This is a genomic window from Candidatus Thiodiazotropha sp. AKAK3 (assembly GCF_058244645.1).
Genome location: NZ_JBSYOQ010000046.1, coordinates 17,562 through 32,237 on the forward strand (window position 1 = coordinate 17,562; position 14,676 = coordinate 32,237).

Genomic DNA, 14,676 nt, shown 5'->3' on the forward strand with positions numbered 1-14,676 from the left:
CAATGAGCAAGACTAACTCAGACTACATCCTCGCTGTCGATGATACACCTGCCTCCCTGCGCTTACTTACCGAAATATTAGCTGCTGAAGGTTATATGGTTCGCTCGGCAATCAATGGAGAGCTTGCACTACACGCAGCCATCGCCCAACCACCAAAACTCATACTATTAGACGTCAACATGCCAGGAATGGATGGCTTTGAAGTCTGTCAGCACCTTAAGCAGGAGCCCAGCCTGCGAGAGGTTCCGGTAATATTTGTCAGTGCTCTCTCAGAGATGCCAGATAAACTGAAAGGCTTTGAAATCGGTGGCGTTGACTATGTCACCAAACCCTTTCAACGGGAGGAGTTATTGGCCAGGGTACAAACGCATCTACAGCTTTATAAACTAACTCATCATTTAGAGGAGATGGTAGTTGAGCGGACCCGCTCACTCATGGAGAGTAAAGAGCAGCTGAAAGAGACCCTACTTAAATCTGTCTCCGCCGTCGCCGCCATGGTCGAGTTGCGTGACCCCTACACCGCAGGCCACCAACAACGGGTAGCAAAAATAGCAACCGCTATTGCCACCGATCTTGGTCTTGCAGAAACACAGATCGAAGGGATCAACCTGGCATCGGTCGTACACGATGTCGGCAAGATCAGTATACCCAGTGAAATTCTCAGTAAACCCGGGCAACTCAGCGATCTGGAATTTTCCCTGATCAAGCAGCATCCTGAGATGGGTTATGAGATTCTTAAGGAGATCGAGTTTCCATGGCCCATCGCTGAGACTGTACGACAACACCACGAGCGCCTGGACGGTTCCGGTTATCCGCATGCCCTGAAGGAGGGGAATATACTACTGGAGGCACGCATCCTGATGGTTGCCGATATCATTGAAGCCATGGCTTCTCACAGACCCTATCGCGCTGGTCTCGGTATGGATAAGGCACTGTCAGAGATTGAGCGAAACCATCACAACAGCTTAGACACCGAAGTGGTCGAGGCAGCATTAAGGCTTTTTCGGGAAAAGGGCTTCACCTTAGAGAAGTAAAATCACCGTTGTTTTCAACGAGGATTGCAAACTCCTCTCCTCCCCATCGCGCTACTGTGTCGATATTTCTGATCTGGGTTTGCACTAGATCTGCAATCTGTTTCAGAATCTCGTCGCCGTACAGATGTCCATAACGGTCATTCATCACTTTAAAATCATCGATATCCACCAGCGCAAGGCAGAAGGATTGATGGGGCAGTAAGATTTAGGCATCGATTCCTCAGAAATCCTCTCTGCTTTTCTTGATCCCACTATCGCCAGAAAAGGGAAGCGGCCTACTGATCAGGTTATTTTCGTTTCAGTCTCGCATGATGCAGTAGTGCTCTGCTATCAATTGGGCGAAACAGAAACCGCTCCTACTCCTTGAGCTTTATCTTCAACTCGCCCTCTTCAACCCGAATATCCTCCACCCCTTCAGCAAAGCCTGCCCAGAAGCCCTGCTGATCGCCAAATTCACTGACCAGGTCGATATTTTTAAGACCTCCCAGCCAGGCGTTGGGGATAGGTATGCCCATAATGCTGACCCCTTTTAAAATCACTATCGGTTTGGCATCTCGAAATGCCATCTCCACCCCGGCGGAGATACGCAGGGTCTTTCCACCAAGGATTGGAAAGTCCTGATCAACAGGCACCAGCACTCTGGCACTAACGAGGTCATCACCCAGGTCGATGGCAAGCTTTTTAGCCATATCCTGATTGTTTGCCACCATCGCGTTGAGTTCTCTCTCACTGAAAAAAACCTCTCTCTTGGCACCTTTTTCGCTATACCGCTCCGCTCTCAGCCACTCTTCGTCGCTCTCCTTTGGTTGGGATTGCTGACTCGATTCTGTGGCAGGAGTTGGTTGGTAGCCAAGCTGTTTTAGTTTGCCATTCAACACCTGCTGTTCGGTATGACTGAGCTGAACCGGAGTAAAGTCCTTGGCGTAGATGTAGGTGCGCACCACCCAATAGGTAACAGCTGCGGTGAGCAACACGGTTGCGAGAACGATCCACAGGATATGGATACCGCGAAGGCCCCGCTTGGGTGCCGATTGTTCTAATTGCTCTGTATCTGCTGTCATCATGGCTACTCGAGGCGTTTGAATAAATTGAGGCTAGGATTATATGCCTTATCGAGAACGAGAAATGTTTAATTTTGTGGCGGGCAAAGCCCTAAGGCGTGTGGAGTGCCGGCTTCATGGTAAGCTCACTATTAACCTGGCAAGCATCTTGAACGATATTATCATCCTTGAAAGGGCACTCTCCATGCAAATTGAATTTTACGGCGCAACCAGTGGAATAACCGGTTCTTGTCATATTCTCAGAGCCAATAACGAGACTGTGTTACTCGATTGCGGTTTGATCCAGGGACGCAGGCAGGAGATGGAGAAAAACCGCCGTCCTTTTCCCTTCTCACCCGACGAGATCAGCGCAGTGGTCCTCAGCCACGGTCATATCGACCACTCAGGACGAATCCCGCTGCTGGTGAAACAGGGCTATCAAGGCCCGATCTATGCACAGAACGCGACTATGGAACTGTGCGATATCATGCTGCAAGACTCCGCCTTTCTACAGGAGAAGGATGCGCTGTATGAGAATAAGTGGAGAAAGCGTAAGAGAAAACCTCTCATCGAGCCACTCTACACTGTTGCCGACGCCCGGGAAGCCCTGAATAACATTGTCGGCCTGAAGTATCGGGAGAAACAGGAGATCCTGCCCGGTATATCGATACGCTTTCAGGATGCAGGACATATTCTGGGCTCTTCCAGCGTCGAAGTCTGGCTGAATGAAAACGGTAAACAGCAGAAGATTGTATTCAGTGGTGATTTAGGTCAGTACGACACCCCCATTCTGAATGATCCTGCGGTGATCAATGAAGCGAACCATGTAATTGTTGAGAGCACCTACGGTAACCGTCGCCATCGGGATCGCCAGGCCACCATAGAGGAGATCGGAGAGATCATCCGAGAAGCGGCCCATGAGAAAGGCAACTTGTTGATACCTGCATTCTCCATCGGTCGCAGCCAGGAGATTCTCTACTACCTGGGAAAATACTACGATGAGTGGGAACTGGGACGTTGGCAGGTATTTCTCGACAGCCCGATGGCAATCAGGGCGAGCAAAGTCTATTGGGACTACCCTCACTTGTATGACGAGGAGGCGACGAAGCTGCGTAAAAAAATCCATGAGATGCCCCACCTGCAGAATCTCAAACTGACCGCGTCACCCGAGGAGTCTATGGCTATCAACCGCATCAAGAGTGGAGCGATTATCATCTCTGCCAGCGGTATGCTCACCGGTGGCAGGATCGTGCATCACCTTAAGCATAATATCTCTCGTTCCGGCTCACATATTCTGATCGTGGGCTATCAAGCCAACGGTACTCCGGGACGTGCTCTGGTGGATGGGAAACCCACAGTAAAAATCCATGGTGACGAGTATCGGGTTAAGGCAAAGATTCACACGGTAGGTGGTCTCTCAGCCCACGGGGATGTGGATGATCTGAGCCGTTGGTTGGGCAGCTTCAGTGAAAGCTCTCCCCATGTGCATGTGGTACACGGAGAACCTGAGTCTAAAAAAGATTTGCGGGATTTGCTGGAGTCTTCTTTGGGATTCAAAGCATCAGTGCCTGATGAGGGGGATATCCTGCAACTTTAAGTGCAAACCCTACCACTGATAAATTATGTTTAAATTCTAAAACCACTTGAAGACATACCATATTCTTCATAATTTGGGTATAAACAACAGGGTATGTGTATCTGAGAACCGATATGCAGAAGGAGAGCTGTAGCAATTAAGGAGAAGATGCTGTGAGAAAAGTCATTCCATGCCTGTTTCTGATTCTGTTTACTTCAAGGTTAAGTATGTTCAAAGTTGCAGCAGCACTCACACTTCTTTTTTATTCAGGAGCCATCTTCGCAGAACCACCATCTGACACAGAAAATATTTATAAGGTGATGCAGGGTATTGGTATTAAATACATTATCAGTAATGACAGAAAGCTGCCAAAGAGTGACAGGAGTGCTTGGCAACTAAGCCTGGCAGATTATGTAGACTTCGATTCAGTTAACGAGGGTATGAGAGTTAATGTAAGAGAGGCGATTGACAGGCTCAGTGATGTCGAAATCGATCAAGCGACATCAACAGCTCTCGAGGATAAAGCTGTTCTATTTTTAGTCCCTAAAAAGCTATCAGGCTTTATGCGAGTCTACTTACAAAAGATGGATGGCGTTTTGATTCATCCTAAATGCTCTGATAGTAGAAAGCCAAAAGAGGCTAAGGCTTTTTTACTGTGCGAAGATAAAGTATCAAGTAACGAAACTGTAATTAGATTTCTGAATGTTTCTGGAGAGAAGAACGCTTTAATATTTATAAAATCAGATCGATGGCGTCTCTCCAGAATTGACACTGAGCTATCGGAAAAAACATTGAATCTTTTAGCTCGATGGAAGTAAGCACCTCCAAAAGGGCGACCTAACTACCCCCTGTTCCTCTCCAATAGTCACCATCCAACGCGTGTAAACAGCGCCTTATTAGGTTTAATATGCTATTCGTTCCCGTATATCATGAATAACAGAATATTCTAATTGACTTATAAATAAACCTTATCTAATGTATGTGAATCTGAGTTGAACAGTCCGTATATGCATGAATCATGCATCACCTATGAGCGTTGAATTCTCCACCCACCAAGCATTGACTTGAGCACACTATGAAGTACCTGAATCTACTCCTTACCATCACCTTGTCGACCCTTTCATCCCTGGCACTATGCGAACAGACGGTGATAGACACCCCCATGGCCGCCACAACCTTAAAGCTTGATGACCGATATGCCAGTGTCTTTTACACTGCGGATAAAGATGTTTTCAAAGTGGTGGTTGCGTTCTCTACCGGCAGTGACGATAACGAACAGTTGATAAGACAGTCCTTTCAACTTGCTGACAGGCAATCCTACAATCTCTCTATTGGTGGTTATGGGATAAACGAGCAAGCATCCACTATTAACCTGAAAAGAAAGGGTGGGCGTATTTTCGCTGAGATAGTGAACTGCAAATCAAGAGACAAGATGGTGAACTGTATCTGATCCTGTAAGTAATTTTTAAGTGGCCTGCTTGAATCTTTTGCCGTCCTGCCAGGCGTTTAAGATCATCCTCTTTATTCTGCGGAGTTGTGTTTGAGAGAGAGTATTAACCCGGCGACTAAGTATGTCGTCTTCAGGGTTTCAAGCCTGCCCTTGATCAAGGCGCACCCAAGGGCACTTCCTTCGGGGCGCGGCTCGCAGGCAATGGTTGTCCCCTTGTCAAGAGCCGCAACACCGAGCAAGGGCAAGCTTGAAACCCCTAACAATATGATTTTTAAAAGACAGGCTTTGTGACTCCCAGTACCTTCATTCGGTACGCCAGGGTTGAGGGCTTAACACCCAGCAGATCAGCTGCACCATCAGGGCCCCATACCCGACCACCGGTGTGACCCAGGGCCGCAATCAGATTGACCTTTTCCAGTTCACGCATCTCAGCATCTGTCACGAACTCAGCCGCTTCACCCTGAGGGGGGCTGGCTAGATTCTCTGGATGACTTTTACTCTCATCCGGTAGCGCCAGATCAAGCCGTGCGCGATTCCCCGTACTGAGGATAACAGCCCGTTCGATTACATTTCTCAGCTCCCGGATATTCCCTGGCCAGCTGTGCTGCATCAGCTGCTTAACCTGCCGTTTCGAGAGACGCATAGGATCTCGCCCAAGATCTTTGCAGGTTCTCTCCAGGAAGTGTTCTGCCAGGGGGGCAATGTCCTGGGTTCGATCACGCAGTGGCGGCACTATGATCGGAAAGACACCCAGTCTGTAGTAGAGGTCTTCACGAAAACTGCCTTTTTCTATTTCGGCCTGCAGATCACGATTTGTCGCCGCCACCACACGCACATCGACCTTCACGGTTCGCTCGTCGCCCACCCGTTCAAACTCCCTCTCCTGTAGAGCACGCAGCAGTTTGCCCTGTAAGTCCAGTGGAATCTCTCCCACCTCATCCAGAAAAACAGTGCCTCCATCAGCCAATTGAAGTCGACCAATGCGATCTCGATGGGCACCGGTAAAGGCACCTTTCACATGGCCGAAAAACTCACTCTCAAACAGCTCTTTTGGAATGGAGGCACAGTTAACTTTGATCAACGCTTTGTCGGCTCGATCACTATTCTCATGGATGGCCCGGGCCACCATCTCTTTGCCCACGCCAGACTCCCCAAGAATCAGTACGTTTGCCGGTGTCACTGCGACAGCTGCTATTTGCGCCATGGTACGTTTCAAAGGCTCACTGGCACCTATCATCTCACCATAGTCGGATTCGCTTTTGATCTCGTCGCGAAGATAGTCTCTCTCCTGCTCCAACTGCTCCTTGAGTTGCTTAATCTCCTGAAAAGCCAACTCCCGTTGACGTTCGATCTCTATGCGTTCTGATATGTCGCGAAACACCACCACAGCACCCTGAATCTGATTCTCTTTTACTATCGGCGTACTGGTGTACTCCACCGGCACCGCTGAGCCGTCGACATGCCAAAAGACTTCGTTGTCCACCCGGTGAACCTCACCATCCTGCAGCGCTGCATAGATCGGACACTCCGTTTGAGGATAGCGCGAGCCGTCAGAATGGGAGTGGTGATGGATATCGTGGGATCGTTTGCCTATCACCTGCTCCGGTTTCCAACCAAGAATCTCTGTGGTGGCGGCATTACCAAAAGTTGCCATCCCCTCTGCATCAAGACCGTATATCCCCTCCCCTGCAGCATTTAGGATTAGCTCGTGCAGGGTGCGAAGATGTCTAAGCTCTTCAAGAGCCCGGTTCAGATCTGTACTACAGGTAGCTGCCAGCACCAGCATTTTTGATCCGATCTTGGTTTCAAATGTCCACGACGTCAAAAAGCCCTGGGTGATATCCCCCCCTCCCCGCAAACAGACCGGTAGGTCTTGCATTGCGCCATCAACATCCATGATCTGTAGAAGTTGCTGTTCAAATCCAGGCATCTCGTCCAAAAGAAATAGATCTGCAATGGACAGATCCTGCTCATCATCAGCATTCACTAAGCCAAGACGGCTCCGCCAGCCACTACTCAGGTTATGGCAAAGCAGCGACTGATCCACAACCGCAAGTAGTGTTGGCGCATCACGGAGCAACTTTTCCAACATCGCATTCACCTCAAATTTTTGATGATTGAGCCACAGTTTTTTGTGGAACACAAGTTCTTGTGGTTTATAGCAATCACTATCTCATTGTTTTTACAAGACTATCCTGCCTGGCACACCAATTGCGATAAACCAAGCGAACAACAGGAGAGCTGACATGAGTACCAGACAACAGAACCGACGCACAAATTTCAACAGGGAGCCGGTATTCACCCTACCCCTGGGTGAGCTACTAATGGACGCCCCTCAAGCTACCGACCAACATTGTGCAGCGATCCTCCATCTCTGGATATCACTGGCAACTACTCCCACTCCCACAAACCTAGCCTTGTTTAATCCGCCTCGCCCCTACCGACTGTTCTGAATTACCGAACAGCTGGGTATGCGTTTAAGCAATGACATTTAAGGAACCTGATCATGAAAAACACCATTAAGAGACTTCTCCTCGCCACCGCCATAAGCACTGCTTTTACTACCACCCATGCCGCTCTTCCTGATCCTGGCATGCAGATCAAAAAGGGGCGTACTGCGTTGGTCGTGACAGATCCCCAGAATGACTTCTTAAGCCCAAAAGGGGTTGCCTGGGCCGTCGTAGGTAAGAGCGTCGAGAACAACAACACAGTTGAAAACATTGAAACACTCCTTAAGAGTGCCAAGGCACAGGAGATTCCGGTGTTCGTCTCTCCCCACTACTACTACCCCCATGACCACGACTGGAAATTCGAGGGCGCACTAGAAACCTTGATGCATAAGATCGGTATGTTTGATCGTACTGACGCACTCAGCGTGCATGATTTGAAAGGTTCAGGTGCAGACTGGCTGGATCGTTACAAACACTACATCAACGACGGCAAAACCATAGTGACCAGTCCGCACAAGATATACGGCCCAGAGAGTAACGACTTGGCACTTCAGTTGCGTAAGCAGGGCATCGACAAAGTCATACTGGCAGGCATGTCTGCCAACCTCTGCACTGAATCCCATATGCGGGAACTGCTTGAGCAGGGGTTTGAAGTAGCAGTGGTATCCGACGCCACAGCGGCCGCCCAGGTCGAAGAGGGGGACGGATATGCAGCAGCGCTTGTGAACTTCCGCTTTATGGCCAACACCGTCTGGACCACAGAAGAGACCGTCAAAGCTATGCAGGCGAAGTAGCAGTCACTATTTCAATCAAGCAATTGGAGCTAACAGCCATGAATCAAATCGAAGTCTACTCAACCAATCAATGCCCCTGGTGCACAAGAGCAAAGTCACTGCTGCATGCAGAAGGTCTCGAATTTGAAGAGATTGATGTGTCATCAGATGAAGAGCGCATGCTTGAAATGATAGATCGCTCCGGTAGACGGACAATACCGCAAATATTCATTGATGACGCACCCATCGGCGGATTCGATGAACTGTCAAAGATGAATCTTTCACAGATAAGCACAAATAGCGAACACAAATGATGACCTTAATTGCGGCGTACTGCTGCTGATCTATTGTGCTTTAACAGTGAGAAGGTGATGGGAATTTATTGCCAACCCAATTGATTCACCATACCTCTCATCTTCTTTCTGAGGGAGAGGGTTTTCAATGAACGTTAGAGCAAATCACTTCTCCCGAACATTCAGTTTATTTTTACTACGAGGTAACTTCATCATGACAGCCATCACAACCAGACCACCAACACCACCATTCAATATTGAAACAGCAACCCAGAAAGTGCGTTTAGCTGAAGACGCCTGGAATAGCCGTGACCCGGGAAAAGTTTCATTGGCCTATACGACCGATAGCTGTTGGCGAAACCGGTCAGAATTTGTGCAAGGCCGTGAGGGAATAGTACAGCTCCTTCAACGCAAATGGGCCAGAGAACTGGACTACCGTCTTATCAAAGAGCTTTGGGCCTTCTCTGAAAATCGCATCGCTGTCCGCTTTGCTTATGAGTGGCACGATGACGCAGGAAACTGGTTCCGCTCATATGGCAATGAAAACTGGGAGTTCGATGTGAACGGATTGATGCAACTGCGTATCGCCAGTATCAACGATCTGCCTATCAGTGAATCGGAGAGACTCTACCACTGGCCAGCTGGTCGTCGCCCGGAAGAGCATCCAGGGCTTAGCGAACTCGGTCTATGATATATTCAGGAGACTCAGCATGAGTAAGAATTTTACACGTTACGCCTTCACCGACAGCGTAAAACAGGCCCAGTCCCGCTACGGCACACGCAATGCATATGCACGTATTGAGCAATCGGGTGACAAATATCGACTTGGCGCCAGGGAGACCCTGTTTATTCAGGCCCGTGACAGTTTCTACATAGCGACCACAGGTGACAACGGCTGGCCCTATGTTCAGTTTCGTGGTGGCGAACGAGGCTTCCTCAAGACGATAAGTGACACCACCCTGGGTTATGCTGATTTTCGTGGCAACGGCCAATACATCAGCACAGGCAATATAGAAGAGAATGGGAAAGCGTGCCTTATCCTGATGGATTACCCAAACAAGGAACGCCTTAAAATATGGGCAGAATCGACAATTATTGAAGCAGATGATAATCCTGAACTACGTAAGGCGCTTGAACTTCCTGACTATCCAGGCCAGATTGAACGGCTTGTTACATTCAGGATAGAAGCGTTTGACTGGAACTGTCCCCGTCATATCACGCCGCGCTATACTGTCGATGAAGTCCGAATGCTGGTATCAGATGAAGCAGCTATTTTCAGGATTGATGAATAGTATCGTTTTCGCTTTAATTTCATTATATGCTAGACACGCTCCATCTCCCGTCAAGGGAGGTGGGCCTTTCTGTCTGCTTGCAGGGTAGAGATAAGTTAACTGTACATTTATGGATATAAGTGAAAAAACCATGCTAACCAGAATGGCAACAGTACAGGATCTCGAAGAGATTCAAAGCATTCATATGCATGCCTTCTCTAAAGAAGAGAACAAACTTGTTTCAAAGATTGCGATCAATCTGCTTTCGCGAAAGACAAAGCCCCAAACAATCTCGATAGTATCTGAAACAGACAATACGATTGTTGGCCATATCGCCTTCAGCCCAGTAACAAGCGATAAAGATGATAAGTTCCTGGGGTATATTTTAGCCCCGCTGGGGGTAGAACCCAGTTTCCAAAAACGCGGCATTGGTTCAAAACTGGTTGAAACCGGGATACATTTACTATCGACTATGAAGGTCGACACACTCTTTGTGTATGGTGATCCTGACTATTACCGCAGATTTGGTTTCAGTTCTGAGGAGGCCGTTAGCTACACACCACCTTACAAACTACAATACCCATCTGGCTGGCAGTCTCTGGTGCTCAGGGAGCATGACATTCCACACCCCCCCATACCAATAACTTGCGTTGACTCCCTATGCGATCCGGAGTTGTGGTAATCAACACACAACATCCGGTTTGTGAGGAACAGGTTAAAGAATTGATAACATACTGCGAACTGGCATTAAGCGACAATCTTGCGTAGTTAACAGATAATCAGTTGGACGCCTCTAATTTCTCCTGGTAACCACGCACTTCATCCTTCAGCCGACCATTCTCGCTGGCAAGTTCTGAGGAGTACCCACGTACCTCCTCTAACTCTGCTGTCAGCTTTTGCTGCGACTGAATCAGAGACTCTCTCTCTTTTGTTAGCGCATCCAATTCCTCATCCAGGATATTTATTGCACTTTCATGTATCTGATTCTCACGTAATAGATGCTGGCTCTGCTGGGCAAGTTTATCTGCTTTTTTTAGTTTCATCTCAGTCGTCACAAGGGCGGCATGCAGTTGCTTAGCCTCACTCTCCGGACTCTTGCTTATCTGACTCTCCATCTCTATTTGCACCTCCCGCAACCCTTCGACTTTGCGCTTCAGTGAGATGATTTCATCTTTTGCTCGTTGTAGTGCATCAGGATCATCAGATTGCACCTTAATCGCTTCAAGTTTCTGAGTTAAAGAAACCTTCTCATGCCGCTCCACTTCAATAGCTGCAGCAATCTCAGCGAATTTGATCTGTAGTTTTGAAAGCTCATCTTCCAGTTGCGACTTAGTCTCCTGGAGTGACTCTCGCTCACGATTCAATATAGTGATCTTTGAATTCTCATTTCTCTCCTCAGCTTTGCTCTCCTCAAGCAACTGCTGTAATCGACTATTCTCACGCTGAGTCGCTTCACTGCTCTGTTGTTGATTTTTTAGTTGTTCATGCAGACTGGATATCTCCTTTTCAAGCTCACTTCTTAGAGAGACAAGCTCCTGCCTGGCAGCCAGCAATGCATCCTCAGACTCTACTGACTTTGTCCTTAATATCTCACTGGACTCAAAATCCTGTTGGAGTTCGGATAGAGATTCCTGAGCTTCAGTGGTTCTCTTCCTATTGATACTCAAAGCTAATTTTGCTGCTTTCAGTAACTTTTTAAGATCCTCAATTGTGTTGCGATCCTTCTGATGCTGAGCCTGCTGTGCAATCCGCAAATCACGCTGCTTGCATGCCTCAGCACGGATTGCTTGCAACTGCTCACTGAGTCTTTCTACATCACTCTCTAAGCGTGTCTGCTCATCTTTAGCATGCTGCTGCTCACTCTCAAGGGTCTGCTTCATCTCCTTTACCAATACCTGGGATTCTGCTTGCGCCCTCACCCTTACTTCATCTATTTCCTGATCAACCTTACCCTCTACCGATTGCAACTGTTGATTGAGCCTTTCAATCTCTGCATTCAGCTGTTTCTGTGCCTCAATAGCATCCAGCCTTTCAGCTTCAAAGGCTTGTTTCATCTGTATTTCTGTTTTTCGAGATTCTACCTCTGCCCTCTCACGCTCGTCTTGCAGTTGCCGCTTCGCCTCACTGCGCACCTCTTCCAGATGAGCATTGAGTGCCTCTATTGCTGCCTCCAAACGCTTCTTCTCCTTTCTCGAATTCTGTCTCTCTGTCTCCAGCGCCTGATTCATTCGACCCTGTAGCATCTGGGAACCAATATGCGCCTGCTGCCGCGCTTCTTCCAGTTCACTTTCAGCCTCGGTATGAGCCACCTCCAACTGTTGATTGAGCGCTTCGATTGTTGACTCTAGCCCTGCCTGCACTTTTCTGTTTTGCTCTCTCTCTTTATCAAGGGCCTGCTCCCTAGCCTGGTTCATCTGCTTTTTTAGTTCCTCGGTATCAATAAGTGCATTCTGTTGAGCCTCCTGTAGTTGCAGATCCGCCTTGACACGGGTCGATTCCAACTTAAGATTTAGTTTTTCCACTACCGACTCTAAACGCCACTGCTTCTCTCTGCTTTTCTGTTTCTCTACTTCAGCAACCGACTCCATCTGCTTCTGCAGCTTCTCAATATCTGCAACTCTCTTCTGCCGCTCATCCTCAAGTTGCTGGTCAGCTTCTGTACGGGCCTCTTGCAGCTGTTTATTGGCACCTTCCAATGTCAGTTCAAAGCGTGCTTGCTCTCCGATGGCTTTTTGTTTCTGTGACGCTAGAGTCTGTTCAAACTGATCATATTTTTTCTGATATTCAGCCTCAGCCTGCTGTTTTGCTTCATTCAGTTCTATGGAAGCCTCATCACGGGTAGTTTCCAATTGCTGATTGAGCCTTGTGATTTCAGCCTCTAGTTTCTCCTGCGCCTCTAGACTCTTATGTTTTTCCACTTCAAGAGCCTGCTTCATCTGTTGTTGCGCTTCATCCAGTTGTCGACTCGCATTAATACGAGCATCTTGCAACTGTTGATTGACTCCTTCTATTTCTGAATCATGACGAGCCTGCTCCTCTCTGGCATTTTGTTTCTCGATCTCCAGGGCTCGATCCATTGCCTGGTTCATCTGCTCCTCGAGTTTTTTGGAATCAAGCTGTGCCTGCTGTAGCGCTTCATCCAGTTCTTGCTTCGCCTCTACACGGCTTCTATCCAGCTGCTGAGTAAGCTCTTTGATAGTGTTCTTTAAACGACGCTGCTCCCTTTGCGAATTCTGTTTTTCTGCCTCCAGCGCCTGATTCATCCGTCCCTGCAATATCCTGGAACCGGCCAGAGCCTGCTGTCGTGCATCATCCAGTTGACATTCAGCCTTTTCCCGATTTTTCAGCAACTGCTGATCTAGCTTTTCTATTGCCGTTTCCAAGCGCTTTTGCTCTTCTTTGGCATTTTGTTTCTCAGCCTCCAGAGCCTGCTCCATCCGTTCCTGCAGATTGAGGGAATTGGACTCCATCTGTTGCAAACTCTCTTGCAATTGCTGACTTGAATCTTTTAACGCTTCAATAGTGGCCTCTGCCTTCTCCAACTCACTCTTTTGGGCAGCAAGCGCATGGTTGTGGCGCTGCTCTGCATCTTTACCTGCCAGCTGCTCCGCCTTGAAAACCTTCTCCAAGGCCAGCTTATCCTCTTCCAATGCCTGAATCTGGTGAGAGAACTCCAAATTGTTGGTGGTTTCAGTCTTCAGACAGTCCGCCAAAACTGTTTTTTCTTCCAATAGCTGCTGCATGGAAGACTCTTTGGTAAGGAGTTGCTGCTGTAAAACAGAGATTTCAGCTTCTGCCTGCTGCAGGTTTTCTCCAGCCGAGAGATTCGCTTCGTCCAGAGCGTTATGGTGTTGTAGTTGCTGTTGCTGATAGTTACTCTGAAGCTGTTCTAGCCTTTCCTGGCTCTGTTTAAGCTTCTCTTCAAGTGAGCTTTCACTTTCCCGGATTTGCTCTATCTCTCCATAAAGTGCTTCGAGTGTCCTCTCCGCTCTTTTATTTGCTTTATCGAGCTCAGCTTTGAGTTCCTGCTCTCTTCGATTCTTCTTTTCATACGCCAGGGCAAGTTCACCCCGCATCTCCTCTATAGAGGCTTGCAGAGCTTGAATCTGCATCTGTTCAATCGTGCTGTCGCCATAAAGCTGTTTTCGCAGTTGCTGTAGAGCGTTTTCAAGATCAGACCGTTGCTTATAAAGAAGGGTTTGTTCCTCCATCACTCTCTTTCGAAAGGCCTCACTACTCTCCTGCTGCTGCTTTAATTCTGCTTTTAATTCGAGACTCTGTTGCTGAAAGATTTCACGTTTCTCTAATACCTCAGTCAATGTATCATTGGTGGTTAAGAGGCGCTCCCTGGCGACTATCAACGTGCGCTTCAGTAATTCAATTTCGACATGTCGCTGCTTGAACACACTACCTAACTGCTGAGTTGAAAGAGCGGCATCTATCTCTGTAGAGTTATCTAAACAGATGGCATTATTGAGTGGCATATTCACTTGGATACCTATCAGGCCAGAGTGACCAGAAAGCTTTGGTCGGAAGTTATTCTGAGGGGGTTCTGGTTGCCACTTTCCGTAAAAAGGCAGGAACAAGTGGCGAACTTAAATGACGCTCTACTATTTGCAGCTAAGGGGTCGACAGCCCTATGAGATCTGATAGTAGATGGTGGTTTATTGGTATCAACTGTACGAGCTTGTAAGTGATAATTTTGCCTGCCGGCTAAATACCTGAAGCTGAAATCGTCACTTTTCTCTACATCTGTGAGAAACTGACTATTCAGATAGGAATTAAATTG

At 47.9% G+C, this 14,676-nt stretch carries 14 protein-coding genes; 10 read left to right on the top strand and 4 right to left on the bottom strand.

From position 1 onward, the window contains the following. Positions 1 to 2: 2 nt before the first annotated feature. The gene (locus AC4IE7_RS09015) at positions 3 to 1,034 is read left to right on the top strand and encodes an HD domain-containing phosphohydrolase (protein ID WP_490776497.1); all 1,032 of its coding nucleotides are present in this window, start codon (positions 3 to 5) and stop codon (positions 1,032 to 1,034) included. On the opposite strand, the gene AC4IE7_RS09020 is transcribed toward AC4IE7_RS09015, so the two are convergent. Then, complete coding sequence (locus tag AC4IE7_RS09020; protein ID WP_490776552.1) at positions 1,018 to 1,239, bottom strand: GGDEF domain-containing protein; 222 nt, start codon at positions 1,237 to 1,239, stop codon at positions 1,018 to 1,020. The genes AC4IE7_RS09015 and AC4IE7_RS09020 overlap by 17 nt on opposite strands. A 151-nt stretch (positions 1,240 to 1,390) precedes the next feature. Then, complete coding sequence (locus AC4IE7_RS09025; protein WP_490776498.1) at positions 1,391 to 2,098, bottom strand: hypothetical protein; 708 nt, start codon at positions 2,096 to 2,098, stop codon at positions 1,391 to 1,393. A 145-nt stretch (positions 2,099 to 2,243) separates the two neighbouring features. Between AC4IE7_RS09025 and AC4IE7_RS09030 the strand changes: the two genes are divergently transcribed. The 3 genes from AC4IE7_RS09030 (at position 2,244) to AC4IE7_RS09040 (ending at position 5,100) form a co-directional block, all read left to right on the top strand. Continuing rightward, on the top strand, positions 2,244 to 3,671 hold the full coding sequence (locus AC4IE7_RS09030) for an MBL fold metallo-hydrolase RNA specificity domain-containing protein (protein WP_490776499.1): 1,428 nt from the start codon (positions 2,244 to 2,246) through the stop codon (positions 3,669 to 3,671). Between the two features lie 152 nt (positions 3,672 to 3,823). Next, on the top strand, positions 3,824 to 4,468 hold the full coding sequence (locus AC4IE7_RS09035; protein WP_490776500.1) for a hypothetical protein: 645 nt from the start codon (positions 3,824 to 3,826) through the stop codon (positions 4,466 to 4,468). A gap of 257 nt (positions 4,469 to 4,725) precedes the next feature. Further along, on the top strand, positions 4,726 to 5,100 hold the full coding sequence (locus tag AC4IE7_RS09040) for a hypothetical protein (protein ID WP_490776501.1): 375 nt from the start codon (positions 4,726 to 4,728) through the stop codon (positions 5,098 to 5,100). 271 nt (positions 5,101 to 5,371) lie between these two features. On the opposite strand, the gene AC4IE7_RS09045 is transcribed toward AC4IE7_RS09040, so the two are convergent. After that, positions 5,372 to 7,192, bottom strand: a complete 1,821-nt coding sequence (locus tag AC4IE7_RS09045; protein ID WP_490776502.1) for a sigma-54 interaction domain-containing protein — start codon at positions 7,190 to 7,192, stop codon at positions 5,372 to 5,374. A gap of 154 nt (positions 7,193 to 7,346) precedes the next feature. On the opposite strand from AC4IE7_RS09045, the gene AC4IE7_RS09050 reads away from it, so the two are divergent. The 6 genes from AC4IE7_RS09050 to AC4IE7_RS09075 all read left to right on the top strand — a co-directional run bounded on the left by AC4IE7_RS09050 (position 7,347) and on the right by AC4IE7_RS09075 (position 10,569). Continuing rightward, positions 7,347 to 7,553: a hypothetical protein gene (locus AC4IE7_RS09050; RefSeq protein ID WP_490776503.1), complete on the top strand. Its 207-nt coding sequence runs from the start codon at positions 7,347 to 7,349 to the stop codon at positions 7,551 to 7,553. Positions 7,554 to 7,606: 53 nt separating this feature from the next. Beyond that, positions 7,607 to 8,344, top strand: coding sequence for a cysteine hydrolase family protein (locus AC4IE7_RS09055; protein WP_490776504.1), 738 nt, complete (start codon positions 7,607 to 7,609; stop codon positions 8,342 to 8,344). Between the two features lie 38 nt (positions 8,345 to 8,382). Then, complete coding sequence (grxC, locus tag AC4IE7_RS09060; RefSeq protein ID WP_490776505.1) at positions 8,383 to 8,637, top strand: glutaredoxin 3; 255 nt, start codon at positions 8,383 to 8,385, stop codon at positions 8,635 to 8,637. A gap of 193 nt (positions 8,638 to 8,830) precedes the next feature. Beyond that, positions 8,831 to 9,307 carry a nuclear transport factor 2 family protein gene (locus AC4IE7_RS09065; protein WP_490776506.1) on the top strand — a complete coding sequence of 159 codons (477 nt, stop codon included), beginning with the start codon at positions 8,831 to 8,833 and terminating at the stop codon, positions 9,305 to 9,307. A 19-nt stretch (positions 9,308 to 9,326) separates the two neighbouring features. After that, on the top strand, positions 9,327 to 9,908 hold the full coding sequence (locus tag AC4IE7_RS09070) for a pyridoxamine 5'-phosphate oxidase family protein (RefSeq protein WP_490776507.1): 582 nt from the start codon (positions 9,327 to 9,329) through the stop codon (positions 9,906 to 9,908). Between the two features lie 130 nt (positions 9,909 to 10,038). Continuing rightward, positions 10,039 to 10,569, top strand: coding sequence for a GNAT family N-acetyltransferase (locus AC4IE7_RS09075; RefSeq protein ID WP_490776508.1), 531 nt, complete (start codon positions 10,039 to 10,041; stop codon positions 10,567 to 10,569). 97 nt (positions 10,570 to 10,666) lie between these two features. Here AC4IE7_RS09075 and AC4IE7_RS09080 read toward each other — a convergent pair whose 3' ends face one another. Then, on the bottom strand, positions 10,667 to 14,371 hold the full coding sequence (locus tag AC4IE7_RS09080; protein WP_490776509.1) for a coiled-coil domain-containing protein: 3,705 nt from the start codon (positions 14,369 to 14,371) through the stop codon (positions 10,667 to 10,669). Positions 14,372 to 14,676: the final 305 nt, after the last annotated feature.